Source organism: Amylolactobacillus amylotrophicus DSM 20534 (assembly GCF_001434555.1).
In the GTDB taxonomy this organism is placed as follows: domain Bacteria; phylum Bacillota; class Bacilli; order Lactobacillales; family Lactobacillaceae; genus Amylolactobacillus; species Amylolactobacillus amylophilus.
In genome coordinates, this window is record NZ_AZCV01000002.1 from 131,226 (window position 1) to 146,991 (window position 15,766).

At 46.3% G+C, this 15,766-nt stretch carries 13 protein-coding genes and 1 pseudogene; 2 read left to right on the forward strand and 12 right to left on the reverse strand.

Translation table 11 applies throughout. The features are described from left to right. Window positions 1-16 precede the first annotated feature (16 nt). The 12 genes and pseudogenes from FC62_RS03530 to FC62_RS03585 all read right to left on the reverse strand — a co-directional run. Window positions 17-914: pseudogene (locus FC62_RS03530) on the reverse strand (glycoside hydrolase family 1 protein); the annotation flags it as partial. A 46-nt stretch (window positions 915-960) separates the two neighbouring features. Further along, window positions 961-2,232 (reverse strand): ISL3 family transposase, encoded by a 1,272-nt coding sequence (locus FC62_RS03535; protein WP_054746314.1) that lies wholly within the window; start codon window positions 2,230-2,232, stop codon window positions 961-963. A gap of 149 nt (window positions 2,233-2,381) precedes the next feature. Continuing rightward, window positions 2,382-2,663 carry a family 1 glycosylhydrolase gene (locus FC62_RS08470; RefSeq protein WP_056946703.1) on the reverse strand — a complete coding sequence of 94 codons (282 nt, stop codon included), beginning with the start codon at window positions 2,661-2,663 and terminating at the stop codon, window positions 2,382-2,384. A gap of 119 nt (window positions 2,664-2,782) precedes the next feature. After that, entirely contained in the window at window positions 2,783-4,138 is a 1,356-nt protein-coding gene (locus FC62_RS03545) for an MATE family efflux transporter (RefSeq protein ID WP_054746312.1), read from the reverse strand. A 662-nt stretch (window positions 4,139-4,800) separates the two neighbouring features. Next, window positions 4,801-5,667, reverse strand: a complete 867-nt coding sequence (locus tag FC62_RS08450; protein ID WP_056946705.1) for a TPM domain-containing protein — start codon at window positions 5,665-5,667, stop codon at window positions 4,801-4,803. A 28-nt stretch (window positions 5,668-5,695) separates the two neighbouring features. After that, window positions 5,696-6,280, reverse strand: coding sequence for a LemA family protein (locus tag FC62_RS03555; RefSeq protein WP_056946708.1), 585 nt, complete (start codon window positions 6,278-6,280; stop codon window positions 5,696-5,698). A gap of 95 nt (window positions 6,281-6,375) precedes the next feature. Then, window positions 6,376-6,921, reverse strand: coding sequence for a cysteine hydrolase family protein (locus FC62_RS03560; protein WP_054746242.1), 546 nt, complete (start codon window positions 6,919-6,921; stop codon window positions 6,376-6,378). After that, a complete protein-coding gene (locus FC62_RS03565) occupies window positions 6,921-7,403 on the reverse strand; it encodes a deaminase (RefSeq protein ID WP_054746243.1) in 483 nt (160 codons plus the stop codon). Before FC62_RS03565 ends, FC62_RS03560 begins: the two co-directional genes overlap by 1 nt. Window positions 7,404-7,458: 55 nt before the next feature. Continuing rightward, entirely contained in the window at window positions 7,459-8,475 is a 1,017-nt protein-coding gene (gene trpS, locus FC62_RS03570; RefSeq protein WP_056946711.1) for a tryptophan--tRNA ligase, read from the reverse strand. Window positions 8,476-8,727: 252 nt separating this feature from the next. Beyond that, entirely contained in the window at window positions 8,728-10,062 is a 1,335-nt protein-coding gene (locus tag FC62_RS03575) for a dihydrolipoyl dehydrogenase family protein (RefSeq protein ID WP_054746244.1), read from the reverse strand. 45 nt (window positions 10,063-10,107) lie between these two features. Beyond that, window positions 10,108-11,079: an ABC transporter ATP-binding protein gene (locus tag FC62_RS03580; protein ID WP_054746245.1), complete on the reverse strand. Its 972-nt coding sequence runs from the start codon at window positions 11,077-11,079 to the stop codon at window positions 10,108-10,110. Beyond that, on the reverse strand, window positions 11,079-12,608 hold the full coding sequence (locus tag FC62_RS03585; RefSeq protein WP_056946715.1) for an ABC transporter permease/substrate-binding protein: 1,530 nt from the start codon (window positions 12,606-12,608) through the stop codon (window positions 11,079-11,081). The genes FC62_RS03580 and FC62_RS03585 overlap by 1 nt, the downstream gene beginning before the upstream one ends. A 179-nt stretch (window positions 12,609-12,787) precedes the next feature. On the opposite strand from FC62_RS03585, the gene helD reads away from it, so the two are divergent. Continuing rightward, window positions 12,788-15,109: an RNA polymerase recycling motor HelD gene (gene helD, locus FC62_RS03590; RefSeq protein WP_056946719.1), complete on the forward strand. Its 2,322-nt coding sequence runs from the start codon at window positions 12,788-12,790 to the stop codon at window positions 15,107-15,109. After that, the gene (locus tag FC62_RS03595) at window positions 15,102-15,713 is read left to right on the forward strand and encodes an SOS response-associated peptidase (protein ID WP_054746249.1); all 612 of its coding nucleotides are present in this window, start codon (window positions 15,102-15,104) and stop codon (window positions 15,711-15,713) included. Before helD ends, FC62_RS03595 begins: the two co-directional genes overlap by 8 nt. The last annotated feature ends 53 nt before the right edge of the window (window positions 15,714-15,766 follow it).

Genomic DNA, 15,766 nt, shown 5'->3' on the forward strand with positions numbered 1-15,766 from the left:
TAAAAAATGTATTCATAGAACTCAAAATCCAGAGCGGCTTGTGATACCGATCCCACAATGTGTTCAGCGCAATCCGCAGGACGTCGGGGTCAGTTGCCCAGCCCCAATCGTTAGTCTTCAAATACGGATTCTTAACGCCGGACATGAAGTTGCCACCGCTCTTCCCGGTTTCATAGTGCGTTGTGACAACGTTTGAAGCGTAGCAAGAGAAACTCAGGAAGTCAGCAGAATAATTCTTAAGTAGCTCATAATCCTCTGGTGTATCGTCGAGCTTGATCCCTTCACGTTCATAAAGCTTCAGGCGGTAATCAGGATACCGGCCGCCCGTCTGGACATCCGTGTAGAATAGGCTTCTCTGTGCTGATGTCATGGCCAAAAGTTGGTCTTTAGGATCGGGCGTAGAGTTGTGAATAGGCCAACATCTGACCGACCTTGTTTGCCGGATCGATTTCGTGAGCCAACTTAACATCCTTTGCACTCGCAACAAACTGGTTGTGCGCAGCCTGTGCCTTGTTCTGAGGTGTGCCATCAATCAAACCGCCACCCATGTAGGGTGCAAATTCCATGATGTTAATTTCGTTGAATGTTAACCAATATTTCACCTTGTCCTGATAGCGTGTAAAAACCGTTTTACAATAATTGATGTAGAAATCAATCAACTTCCGGCTCGCCCAGCCATTATAGTTAATCGCTAGCGCCAACGGGGTTTCATAGTGCGATAGGGTAACGAGTGGTTCGATACCATACTTGTGGCATTCGTCAAAGACACGGTCATAGAACTGCAATCCCGCCTCATTTGGCTACTGGTCATCACCATTAGTAAAAATTCTGGACCAGTTAATACTCAGGCGGAAAACCTTGAAGCCCATCTCGCCCATCAGCTTGATATCTTCCTCATAGTCGTGGTAGAAATCGGCTCTTCGTCAACTGTTGTTGGTGAATCCATATTTCGAGTTCTAATCACTTCGTGATTAGGGCTCTTTTTGTTTTGATTTTGAAAACGTATAGTACTCGAGTTCTAAACCTCCAGAAGCTGCGATAGCCAAAACTGGCTCGTTTGATCGCCTTGATTTTATTATTAGAACCTTCCAAAGGACCATTTGAATAGTGTGTGGTAAAGGTGTTACGAATCTCATCATGATGGCTTTCAAGTGTTTTAATCGTGTTCTTCATTTCTTCAGAATACGTTTTGTTATTCCAAAATGCCGCATTGTAGTTATGCCAATCTTGATGTTGGACAGCTGACCGGACGCTGTTTAAGACTTGATAAGTTTGTTCTAGTTCTGAATCCAACGATAACAGCTGATGGACAACATCGGTGGCAGCCATCCAGTAAGGAAAATTAGTCCACTTTTTGAATTGTTCAAAGTTAAGCTGTTCAGTTGGTACTAACAACAGCTTCCAGTAGCGCTTAAGGGCGTGAAATTCGCGAGAAGACGGGGTAAACTTCTTCATCACCTTGATTCTGGTTTTGTTAAACGCCCGATTTAGGGCGTTGATAATATGAAACTTGTCCATGACCACCATGGCATTGGGGAACACGGTCTGCACAAGCTTGGGGTAGGTATAATTCATATCAGTCACAATAATTTTGACGTTTTCTCGGTCAGCTTGATCGAAGCGGTAAAAATACTTCTCTAGTTTATTGATGGTTCGATAAGGGAGTAAGTCGATTAATTCATGGGTTTCGCCATTCATGAACTCAAAGCTCATGGCACCAGTAGCGCTCTTGGTACTCTTCACCTCATCCATTAAGATGATCTCTGGTAAATAGTGCCAATTGGTTTGAAAGTCTCGTTCAGCGCGCATTAACTGGCGGCCCACAAATGAATCTGATGCCGATACTTCATTGGCAATGTGCTTCAAAGAGACCGGTTCACCGAGCTTCTCTAGGCATTCTTTGCGGCTGGTGTTTGAAATTGTACAGTGTTTCGGAACTGCCACTGTTTGTGCAAGAAAGTTGCCGTGACATTCTTTACAGTGGAAATAGCGGCGCTTTAAGGCTAAGATGACGGTGTTGCTCAGAACCTTCGAGAATCTGATAGTGGTATTGCGCCAGCCGTAGTTAATAATCTTTTGATCATTGATAATCCCGCACTTGGGACAAGCCTTCGGCGTGTAATCCAAGTGGCCAGTTAAGCGAATAACCCCGTCTTCTCCAGTTTCACCGTCAGTAATTTTTAGGTTCTCGTCAGCTATTCCTAATAATAATTTTGTAGTATCATGACACATAGGGCATTTCCTTCTTTCTGAAAAATCTTCGTGGTGGTTGACTTGGATGAACGGACAGGAAATGTCCGCTTTTTTATTCTAGCCATAAATAAAAAATCTGTCATCAGTAATAGATGAAAATCTATTACCAACAACAGATATTGTAGAACCTAGAAATCCGTGCCCTCATGGCTTGGGTAATACTCTCCGTCAAGTACGGCAGGCACTGTTCCCTCGGGCACAACCCGTGTTCCCTTACCAAACATCAAGAAGTCACTGCTTCCAGTTTCGCCTGTGGTTGGATTATTCCAGGTAATAGCACGTGGCCGGTCGACAGCCCCACCTTTCATCACGTCGGCAGTACTCAGTCCCTTACCATCTACGTCATAGGCACCCTCGTATTGGTTGGCAGCAGTTGCGCCACCCCATAAAAATTCTTTCTTAAATGCCATAATATTTCCTTTTTCCAAATCAAGTTACTTTTACTATAAAACGAAAGCGTTTTCTGCAATAAGTACAAAATAAAAAAGCTGACGCATCAGCTTTTTTCTAGCACATTATTGCGTGAATCCTATTGATTGTTCTTGACCACAATCTTGTCACGCTCACGTAGTTGTTTCATCGTCGTCAGGTACGATGGGATGAGGACCATGAGCGAGCCAAACCAGGCCAAGGGATTGGCTAAACAGGCTCCAAGGAATTCGAAGTTAGCCACCAGAACCAGGCCAGCAAACGCCCGCATCATTAGCTCGAATACACCAGCAATCGTTGGAATCATGCTTTTACCAAGTCCCTGCAGGGTATACCTGAGAACGAACAAGGTGGACAACAGCCAATACATGCTGCTAACAACGTAGAAGTATTGCTGGGCTAGAGTAGTAACCGCCGGTTGGTCGTTGCCGACAAAGAAGTTCACTAGTGGCCGGCCAAAGATGATAATTAAGCCACCCAGAACAATACTAATCCCAATGGATAAGAGTAAAATTTGTTTCACGCCCTTGATGATGCGCCCGTACTTTCTGGCGCCAAAGTTTTGTGCCACAAACGTCGCCATGGCAATGCCAAACGACATTACTGGCAGGGTTGCAACCTGATCGATTTTACCAGCAGCGGTGTAAGCTGCGATTGATTGTGGTCCCAGTGTATTCAACATTAACTGCAGAATGACACTACCAATGGCAATAATTGACGACTGGAACCCCATCGGCAGACCCAACCGCAGGTGGTCGATAAAATCTTGCTTAGAAATCTTGAAGTCTTCGCGCCGTAATTGGAGATATGGGACAGACTTTCTGATATACAGGATACATAGAATCATCGAAATTCCCTGCGATGAAACAGTCGCAATCCCGGCAGCCACAGTGCCAATATGCAGAACCGCAATTAGGACAATATCAATTGCCACGTTAATCACGACGGCTACGACTAGAAAAATCAATGGTGTGCGACTGTCGCCGAGTGCCATAAGGACATTAGCGAGCAAGTTATACCCGATGGCTACTGAGAAGCCAGCAAAGATTACAATCAGGAAGTCGTATGCCTGATCAATAATCTCTGGTGGTGTCTGCATCAATTGTAGAATCTCACGACAGAACACAACGCTCAGAGTCGTCATCACAATGGAAATTGCCAGGCTGATTACGATGCTCGTCGCAAAGCTTTTCCGGACACCCTTATAATCACGAGCGCCAAAGAGCTGTGCGGTCTTGATTGAGAGACCACTAGTGGCACCTTGTGCAAAGCCGATGATCAGAAATGTCAGGCTATTCGTCGAACCAACGGCTGCCAATGCGTTCACGCCGAGGAAGCGGCCGACTATTAGTGTGTCGGATAAAGTATAGAATTGCTGAAATAGGTTTCCAATTAGGAGTGGAATTGAGAAAATTGCAATAATTTTTAATGGGTTGCCGCGGGTTAAGTCTTTCATTAATGTTCTCCAGAAAAGTAAATTAATGACTATTTTAGTCTTTTTACTTGGTCAGTAAAAGTTCAAATCGGTTAATCCACGAATTATTAACGAAGATTGATCAAAATGCGTAGCAATTTGAGGCAAGCTAGTTGAGATGAGTGGATTGATTGGTGGAACACAGTTACAAGTTGTGACACCAATCGGTTAGTCCACGGATTATCAACGAAGATTGACCAAAATGCGTAGCAATTTGAGGCAAGCTAGTTGAGATGAGTGGATTGATTGGTGGAACACAGTTACAAGTTGTGACACAGCACGGTCAGCTTCTGAGTACTAGTTGATATATCTGATAGCTACAAAGTAGCTGTTAGATATGAGACTAGACGCAAGAAGTTGTGCTGTGGAACACAGTTACAAGTTGTGATAATCAACGTTCAACTCTTGAGTACTAGTAAAGCCTGACAAAGATTCACGGAGTGAAGCTAGGAAGGAAAGCTAGACGGAGAGAGTTGTTGATTGGAACACAGTTACAAGTTGTGATAATCAACGTTCAACTCTTGAGTACTAGTAAAGCCTGACAAAGATTCACGGAGTGAAGCTAGGAAGGAAAGCTAGACGGAGAGAGTTGTTGATTGGAACACAGTTACAGGTTGTGGCACAGCACGACTTGCAACAATCCACTAAATTGACGCTCCACCGCCACCGGATGAACCGCCTCCGCCCGAGAATCCTCCGCCACCACCGAAGCCGCCACCGCCCCAGTGATCATTATCATCATTTGAACCACCTGAGCCCAAGAAAATCAGCCACCATGGAATAGAAGACCCGTCAACACCACCCGGGCCCTTGGGGCCGCCTTTGCCGCCTCTTCCCCTGTACGAAGCGAAAAGCACGATGCCTGTAAACACAAGCAAACCGATGACAACTCCGATAGACTCCCCACTATTATCCGCTTCTTGAACTCGTTCAAGCTCCTCATCAGAAAGTGAGTTCTTATCTAGCTTGTAGCCGTACTCTTTGTCAATCAACGTCACAACAGCATTAAAGGTTTGCTGCAAGCCTTTATTCACCTTCGCCTTATCTGACGACTTTAGTAAATCAGCGTTATTACGCAAAATCGCACCAGCCTGCGAGTCAGTTACGGCTCCTTCTAAGCCATAACCAACCTCAATCCTGACGTTTCTCTCACCGTCATTTACCGCGTAGAGAATCAGCAGGCCGTTATCAGAAGATTTCTGACCAATATTCCACTTATCGAACAGCTCACTAGCATACTCGTCGATTGATTCCCCATCAGTCGACTTCACCACCGCCATAATTACCTGTGGCTTTTTGCCGGTATTCTCATAGGATTCGTTCTTGTTGAACACCAGCTGCTTGGTCTCATCATTCAGCAATAAAACTTGGTCGTAATAATATGTGCTGGGACTCGCCGGTAATTTCGCCGCCTCAACGGAATGCGAAAAGAAGCCACCCACAAATAGAGTAGCTCCTACAAATAGCAGTAATGCCAATATTTTACTTTTAATTAAACCAGTCTGCTTCATCAGCGTCTGCTACTTCCCACTTACTAAATTAATTGCCAAAGTCAACCGTTGGTGTCTTCTCGGCAGCATCAACCGCCTCAAAGTAAGGTTTCTTCCCCAGCCCCATCATGTTAGCGAAAATGTTCTTCGGGAAAGACACAACAGAACGATTATATGACTGCACTGCGAGGTTATATCTTCTTCTCTCGGTCGTAATCCGATTCTCCGTTCCTTCTAACTGAGTCATCAAGGTCTGCACGTTCTCATTTGAAGTCAAGCTCGGATAATTTTCTTGAATCACGTTCACCAACGTACCGACGGATTGGTCAAGATTGCCATTAGCTTCCATCTTCTCCTTATCCGTTGAGGCACTTCCGTAAGCCTTTCTGGCCTCCGCAATATCACCGAAAATCTTCTGTTCCTGCTTCATGCTACCCTTGACCGAATTAACCAGGTTCGGTACCAGGTCGTAGCGCCGTTGCATCTGGTTCTCGACCTGACCCCACTGCGCCTCTACGTCTTGGTTCTGCTTGGCCAGACCATTGTACATGCCGACGAAAATCGCAATGAGAATTACGACAACTCCACCGACAATCCACCAAGGATTGATTTTTGTTCTCTTCTTAGTTTCCATGAATGCACCTCTTCAATTGTTACTTAAATTTTATCATATCTGTTGAGGGATTACTGGTTTTCAGGATTTTTAACGAATTCTTTAGCTCTGGTAAATCATGCTTCGTAGACAGTTGCCCCAAGCGTATTTTTAAAGTGGTCAAGGGCCCACTCGTGACCTACCTGATTGAAGCTCGCCACACCATTTTGCGGGATGGCAATCTGATAACCCAGGTTATAGGCATCGAAAGCGGTATGGAGCACGCAGATGTCTGTCACCACGCCGACCAAGGTTAGCTCGGTAATCTTTCTTTCACGTAAACGTATATCCAAATCCGTCCCAGAAAAAGCGGAGTAGTGGCGTTTATCCATCCAGTAGATTGCATCCCGATTCTCGTCATAGAAGTTCTGTAGCGAACCATATAGCTGACGCCCGCTAGTCCCTACCAGATTATGCGGTGGGAACAACTTCATCTCGGGGTGATATGTATCCTTGACATCGTGCATGTCAACCGCCATCACCACAAAGTCCCCGTTAGCGACAAATTGTTGATTCAGCTCAACAATCTTTTGTTCAAGTGCCTGAGCGGGTTTGCCAGCGGTCAATTTACCATCATCCGCCACAAAATCATAGGTATAATCGATGTTAATCAATGCCTTCATTATTGTTCTCCTCTTGTGAGTTCTTGCAGTAATTCTCTCAGATAAGTGGGGTCCAGCGCAACCTTTTCGACCGGCAATTTCACATGTTCAATTAATTCAAGTGCCAAGGGGTTCGCGTGGTAATCATAGACGTAATTAATCTTCCGCACACCAGCCTGGATGAGCGCCTTCGTGCAATTGTAGCACGGGAAGTGAGTTACATAGATCTCAGCATCTTTTGCGACAATACCATTCGTGGCGCATTGTAATAATGCGTTAATCTCACTGTGGATTGTGCGGACACAATGACCGTCGACCATCTGATGTCCTACGTCATCACAATGTGGCTGGCCCTTTGCAGAACCGTTATAACCACTCGCAATCATTCTGTCTTCTTTAACTAACACACTGCCGACAAGTGCTCGATCACACGTGGACCGTTGTGCAATCACCAGCGCCTGCATCATAAAATACTGGGACCATGGAATTCTTTGATGGGTCATATTGAGAAACCTCCATTCAAACCAAACTAATCACAATAAAATCTACTTCTCTACTCTAACCAAAATAATTAAAGCCAATTGCAGCCCGAACCTCGGCTAGTGTCTGATTCGCCACCTCATTTGCTTTTCGTGAGCCGTCCTGTAACATCGCGTAAACCGCCGCCGGATCCTTTGCAAACTCCTCTCTACGTTCCCTAATCGGTGTGAGCTTCTTGTTCAGCACCTCAAACAGGTACTGCTTGATTTTAACATCACCCAAGCCACCTGCCCGGTACTGGTCCTTTAGCTCTCTAACGCGCGCCTGATCGTCATCGAACACGTCTAGGTACGTGAAAACCGTGTTGCCTTCGACATGGCCTGGATCCTGCACGTGAATGTGATTGGGATCCGTAAACATCTTCATGACCTTTTGCTGCAACTCTTCTTCAGAGTCGCTGAGGTAGATGGCATTATTAAGTGATTTACTCATCTTTTGGTTGCCGTCAAGTCCTGGTAAACGACCCTGACCCTTCGGTGGGAAATAGCCTTTGGGCTCTACCAAAACAGCTGTCTCATAGGCGTTGTTAAATGCCCGTACCACCTCGCGCGTCTGCTCAAGCATTGGTTCCTGATCGTCGCCAACCGGGACGACCGTGGCTTTAAATGCCGTGATATCCGCTGCTTGAGAGACCGGATAGATTAAAAATCCAGCGGGTAGCGACTCGCCGAAGCCCTTTTGCTGAATCTCCGCCTTGACAGTGGGATTCCGCTCTAAGCGCGCCACGCTGACCAGATCAAGGTAGTATGCTGTCAATTCGAACAATGCCGGTATTTGTGACTGCACAAAGATTGTTGATTTGGTTGGATCAAGGCCGACGGCCAAGTAGTCTAAAGCAACCTCAATCAGACTATTCCTGATTTTAGCTGGATTACGTGCGTTATCTGTTAATGCCTGCGTATCGGCAATCATGATGTACGGCTCATAATTGCCGCTGTTCTGAAGTTCCACCCGATTCTTGAGCGATCCTAAATAATGACCAATGTGTAGCTTACCAGTTGGGCGATCGCCCGTTAATATTATCTCTTTTGTCATCTTTCCTCCATAAAAAAAGCCCGTTGTTAAATAACAACAGGGCGAATTATCCGCGGTACCACCAGTTTTGAAGCCAAGGCTCCCACTCGTGTAGTATAAAGCCTACCACTTGTTGATCTGATCCAGTCCATTCACGATCAATCGCGGTCTTACACTATCACCGCTCGCTTCACTAGCAGATCGCTACTACTTCTGCACCTCAACTTTTACAAGTTTAATTCTAGCAAATTTACCGCTTTTGTCAAAAGCCGATTAAGCAAAGTACTGTAAATCGCTGGCCACGCTTGGGTACGCGAAGACCTTGTTCAACAATTCCTTGTGCGTAATATGTTGGTCAATGAGCCACATAAACTGATTAATCAAATCCTCTGCAGTACTACTCAACACGGCGGCACCAACTACTAGGTTGTTCGTGCAGTCAATCACGACCTTCACCCGTGCGACTTGTTCCTTGGTCCGATTGTACGAGTACCAGCCGGTCACATCTAAATCCTTCACTTGGTAGTGCTTCGAATCTGCCTTTGCGGCATCGGTAGTCACGCCGACCTGTGCCAGTTCGGTGGTTGAGAAGGTGATCTCTGGTACAACTGGTAGCGCAAATGGAACACTACTTTTCCCCAGAATGTGGGCGACGAGGTATCGGCTCATGTAGCCAGCAATCGGTGTTAATTTAGGAATGTTCAGGTCAGTGACATCACCGATGGCGAAAACATGCTCGTTTGTGGTCTGCAGATACTGGTCGACATGCACGCCACGGCGGCTAAACTCCACGTTCGCTTTTGCCAAATCAAGGGCTTCAATATTTGCCACCCGACCGGTTCCTGCATAGACCTGATCGGCCGTAATGGACCGTCCATCGGCAAGGACAACCTCAAATTGGTTGCCAACTTTTCTAATCTCAGTTGGACTGGCATTCAACTGGACGTCAATCCCAGAATCACGCATTAACTCAACCAATTGCTGCACTTCCTCCTCGTCGAAGCGTTTGAGGGGCCGCTCGTTATGATGAATCAAGTGAACCGTTGCCCCGGCTTGATGCGCGATGTTCGCCAACTCAAACGAGACGAAGCCCCCACCAACAAAAATCAATTCGTCTGGTAGGCAATCTAGGTCGAGAAAATCAGTTGACGTCATGAAGTATTCCTTCCCCGGAATATCGAGGATAGCTGGGCGGTGGCCCGTGGCAATCACGAAATTGGTAGCTTGGTAGGATTCGTCACCCACCATAATTGTGTGCTCAGCGGTAAAGCGTGCTGTGCCATGCACCGTTTTGACGCCACTATGCTTAAGACCTTCCTCGGTACCGCCGGGAATCGCTCTCGTATAGCCTCTTTTAAATTCCATCAATTCCGGCCAGTTGATCTCGGGAGCACTTTGGACGCCGAAGCCCGTCATCTGACGCGCACGTTGGCGCGTTTCAACTGCGGCGTAGAGCATCTTCTTCGGGTCGCAACCGAAGTTTGGACATGTGCCACCGTACAGATTATTCTCCACAATCATTACTTTGTGGCCGGCGGACTGCAGTCTACTTGCAGCAGCGACACCACCAGGTCCTGCACCAATTACTATTTCATCAAATTTTTCCATCAAAAATCCCTTCATTTCACGAACGACTATTAGTTTCACCAGTAATCAAGTGGTTATCCTAACTTGGGCCTCAAGCAGTTGTTGTCTAGTCAGGTAGCCCATCGTTCTGCTTCCATCAAGCACTTTGATGACATCTACGTTGCCAAACTTCTCGATGGCAGCGGTAATTGTTTGCTCAGTAGTGAGTTCTGCCATGCCCCTGCCGGACGTGGGCTTTTGCTTCAGCAGATAATCTCCCGTGCACAGATCCATCAATTTACGGGTCAGAAAATCTGCCTTCTGTTCCGGGGCAACCCCTGAGAAGAATTCCGTGATGAATTCATCCTGAGTATCGTTAACTAATTCAGCGGGAGTGGCCACCTTGATCACTTTTCCTTTGCGCATGACGGCAATCCGGTCGCCAAGCTTCAGCGCCTCTTTCATGTCATGCGTCACAAACACAATCGTCGTCTTAAGCGTTCGGTGTAACTCAAGAATCAGGTCCTGTAGTTGCGTTCTAGATAGTGGATCGAGTGCACTTAACGGCTCATCCATGAGCACAATTTCTGGTTGCGCAGCCAAGGCGCGCAAAATACCGACTCGTTGCTGCTCACCGCCTGATAACTCACGTGGGTATCTATTCCTGTACTGTTCGGGATCCAGTCCGACCTGTTGTAGCATCTTATCTATGCCCTGTTTTGTCTCCCTCTTATCCTTCCCGACCATATCCGGAATTACCGCAATGTTCTGGGCCACCGTCATGTTTGGAAAAAGGGCGATTTGCTGCAAAACATAGCCCATCTGCCACCTTAACTTCTGTAGATCATAGTCCTTGAACCTCTTGCCATTAATGTACAGATACCCATCGGTAATCTCATGCAAGCCATTGATCATCTTGATCGTAGTCGTCTTCCCGCTACCAGAGGGGCCAACAATCACAAATAGTTCGCCCTGTTCAATTTCCAGGTTCAAGTCATTAATGATTTGCTTACCATCAATTTGCTTACCAATATGGTCAAACTTAATAATTGGCTCCATTATTTATCACCAACCAATCCGTGTGTTTGCAGGAACTTGTGGGCAACAGCCTTTGGCTTCTCGTTGTGCACATTGACTGCATAATTCATTTCCTGCATCTGGTGCTCCGTAATCTTGCCCCGCAACTTATTCAGTGCCGCCACAACCTTCGGGTGCTTCTTAGCAAAACTCGTCTTCATCAGCGGTGCCCCTTGATATGAAGGAAAAACATTTTGATCGTCCGTTAACAAGCTGAGGTTATACTGCACTAATTCACTGTCGGTCGAATATGCATCTACGACCTGAACGGAATCGTTCTTAATGGCAGCGTAGCGCAGCTTTGGCTCCATCGTTTTAACCGTGAAGTTCAGCCCATACGCCTGCTTAATTGCCGGATAACCATCTGGCCGATCGGTGAATTCAAGCGTAAAGCCGGCGGTTTGGTTCCCGCCAATCTTTGCCAGGTCACCGATTGTCTTTAGGTTCTGGTTAGTGGCGAAACTCTTTTTGACGGCAATTGCATAAGTATTCTGATACTTCATCGGTGGCAGAAGTGTCATCTTACTTTGACTAGCAAGCAATTTTTTGGCTAATTGATAGGTCTCAGCAGGTGTCTTTACTTGATCAACCGCAGGTGTTTTCTTGACCAGGCTCTCCAGGACAGTTCCGGTAAATTCCGGATAAATATCCACCTGATTCGCTTTCAATGCCTCATAAACGAAGCTGGTCTTGCCGAAGTTCTGTTTCAGTTCAACGTTAATGTGGGGGTCGGCATCCTCAATCAATTCTTTGTACATGTTGATTAAAATATCTGGCTCAGATCCGAGTTTACCTGCAATCACAACTTTCTCTGTTTGATTTGCGGCTACATTCTGGTAAACTGCCTGACCGACGTAACCCACAAGAACCACTCCTAGTACCACAATGGCGTAAACTGGGCGTAATTTCTGCAAAAGGTTGATTAGACCCGAGATCAAGACAGCCAAGAGTGCGGAGCTGATGGCACCAATGAGAATTAGAGCCGTGTTGTTCCGGTCAATTCCAAGGAGAATGAAACTACCAAGGCCGCCTGCACCAATCAGGGCTGCTAGCGTCGCCGTCCCGACAATCATCACGAATGCAGTGCGAATGCCCGAAATAATTACGGGCATTGCAATTGGGAGCTCCACTTTAATTAGGCGCCGGCGAAATGACATCCCAAAGGCAACGGCTGCCTCCTCAATGGAGGGATTAATTTCCGTTAAGCCTAAGTAAGTATTCTGAAAGATGGGTAATATTGCGTAGATTACTAATGCAATCACCGCCGGTACCTGGCCGATACCCACAAGGGGGATCAACAGCCCAAGCAGTGCCAGAGAAGGAATCGTCTGCAAAATACCGGCAAGTTGTACCAGAATCTCGGCAAATCTCTGGTGCTTCTTAGCCCAAATTGCGAGCGGAATAGCGATTGCTATCGCCACCAGTAGGGCTAGTACAGAAATATTTAAATGTTCAAGTAGCGCCGTTAATAAGGCTGCTTTGCGTTCTACCAACGTCTGTATTATATTCATGTCTCAATCCTCTTCTTCCAGTATAACTATTTAATATAAATTCTCTACCTATTATGCTCTAAAATTTAATATTCGCTGGCCACTTTGCTTTACTTTAGCGCTACAATTGACTAAACTAAATTACCTTATTAAACGGTTAAACCATTATTTTTTACGAAAATGGAGGTGCGGAGATAGCAATGGACAAGAAGATTCTTGAGGTAGAACAGAAACGGGTAGATTATGTTGTGGACGAGATCAAACATCAGCTGACGAGCACTGCAGAACAATTGGGTAAGGCATTGACGGAACGCCGTAAAGTCGAAGCAACATACGGTGACACAGCCAAGGTTAATCTAGCTGAGGTCGATGACCGCATGGAGACTAACGCTGCCATTCAACAACAAAAACAGCTAGTGGCATTAGCAGTCGAGAATGAGACTATTCTGACCAACCGCGAAAAGAATTTGCATCTCCTGCAGAAGTCACCCTACTTCGGTCGCATTGATATCGCTGAGGACGGCGAGCAAGAGACACTCTATATCGGTACCTCCTCGCTCATTACCTCGGATGATGAATTTCTTGTCTATGACTGGCGCGCGCCAATCTCCTCCCTTTACTATAACGGTACACTTGGACCAGCCACATATGACACCCCGGTGGGGTCAGTTGATGTAGAGCTTTTGCATAAGCGCCAGTTTAAAATAGTGCATAACCAGATTGTTAAGATGTTCGACACCAACGAAACGGTCGCTGACGACGTGCTCCAGGACATGTTGAGTGAACAAAGCGATACCCACATGAAGAATATCGTGGCGACCGTCCAACAAGCGCAGAACGAGATAATCAGAAACACCACTTCTGACCTACTGGTTGTAGAAGGAGTCGCCGGGAGCGGGAAGACCTCAGCCATCCTTCAACGCGTTGCTTACCTCCTATACCACGCCCGTGAGAAGCTGGATGCTGAACAAATTATTCTTTTCTCACCTAACAACCTCTTCAGCAACTACATCGCAGAAGTCTTACCAAGCCTTGGTGAGAAAAACATGCGGCAAGTCACGCTCATGGACTTCTTAGAGCACCGCCACCGTGGCTTCACTATTGAGAGCCTCTTCGAGCGCTTTGAACGCGATCAGCAGAATCTACCAACCGTTACCAGGCAAATTCGGGATTTCAAGGAAAGCTCCAGTTTCGTTAAGTTGCTTGAAGAATACCTCAGGCAAACTCCTAGTGACTTGCTGCCGTTCAGCAACCTCGTTCTACATGGGGAGGTAATCATTGGTAAAGATGAGATTAAGGCAATCTATACCAGCATTTCCAACCGTTTCTCGTTGCCAGAACGGTTCACCCAGACAAAGAACGCACTAATTAAACTGTTGCAGAACCGTACCCGCGCATATGCCAAAACAAATACCATCGAACAAGCGATCGAAAACCTCACTGACTCAGAATACCGCCAAATTCTGGGAGATAAGGAAGGCAGTTTTGCTAGCTACGACGATGAGTACAGTTTCGTGGCCTATCGGCTGGCCAAGCGGCACCTCAAGCTAGTTTACGATGCCATCTATAACGACTATTTCGTCGATATCTACCAGACATACCTTAATTTTCTTAACCATTTAGAGCCAGCAGGAATTGCGCCGAAGGCTTTCAAGGAGTCAATTTACCAATCAGCCAACGACATCGAGCTCCACCGTTTAAGAATTACGGACGCCGTGGCCATCATGTTTCTTCGCGACCTCCTCACTGGCTCAGGTCAGAACCATACGATTATGTATCTCTTTGTCGATGAGATGCAGGATTATTCCGCGAGTCTGCTCCTTTACCTAGCTCACGCATTCCCCAAGGCCAAGTTGACCCTCTTAGGTGACCAGAGCCAGTCAATCTTTACGGATAACCCGACAAGAAAGGGCACTACTAGTCAAGAGCAAACACTACAACAGCTCTTCCCCCAAAAACGCCTTAACTACCATGAATTAAATACCAGTTACCGTTCAACTAAGACCATTACGGACTTTGCCAAGGCAATTCTTGCTGCAAGTAAAATTGAGGCGTACTCGAGAGCTGGCACTCTACCAACCCTGGTCCAGTTCAACGACGAGGAGCAGTTAAACGCCGCCTATCCCACGATTATTCGCCGAGAACTACGCAACAACAAGATTGTTGCATTAATTACGAAGACCGCGGCGGAGGCTAAGGGTTTAGCTTCGCAGTTAGCACCCACAATTGAACTCACGCTAATTACAGCTAAAACTCGTTCCCTGAAGGAAGGGCTCCTAATCATGCCCATCTATCTAGCTAAGGGCTTGGAGTTTGACAGTGTCATCGCCCATAACGTTTCCACCACTAACTTTACTGACCATGCCGATGAGGAATTAATCTATACAATTGCCAGTCGTGCGCTGCACAGGCTCACACTAACCGTGGCAGGAACGCTCTCAAAGATCGTCGCCGACTCTAATGCAGAATACGAATTGCTCGATAATTTGCAGACCATAGAAGGAGGAACGAGCAATGTGTAGCCACTTCTCCATCGCTAGCATGTCTGAAATTAACAGTTTTCTCCGCGAGCTCAATTTACCGGTGGTAAACGCTAACGATGACCCATCAAATAATGACGAAGCTACCGAAATCTATCCGAACATCCAGGCACCTGTCTTAATCTACCAGAACAATCAATTACAATTAAACAAACTCAATTGGGGGTTCGAAAACCCAATTGATAAAAGAAAGCCGCCTATTTTCAACGCCAGAATCGAACGGTTCTACGAGGCTAAACCCTCGATGTGGGATCAGGCATTTGCGCAACAACGCTGCCTGATTATTGCAGCGCGCTTCTACGAGAGTCACCCGACTGAAACCGTCAAGAGCGCAAAAACCGGCCGAAGTATGAAACGACCATATCAATTTAAGTTAGCTGACCAAGATTTGTTTTTCATCGCTGGCATCTATGAGGCTGACCACTTTGCAATGGTCACAACGGAACCAAACGAGGCGGTACGTCCTTACCACAACCGCATGCCACTTCTGCTGGAACCAGCCGAGATTAGGACCTGGCTTTTCCAAAACTTCACTGAATTGGTTAATCGTCCTACCATTTCGTTAGACATCAGGCCAGCAGAATGAAGGTAGCTTACTATTAATAAGTAAAATACCCAAAATTCAATTTGTTAATATTA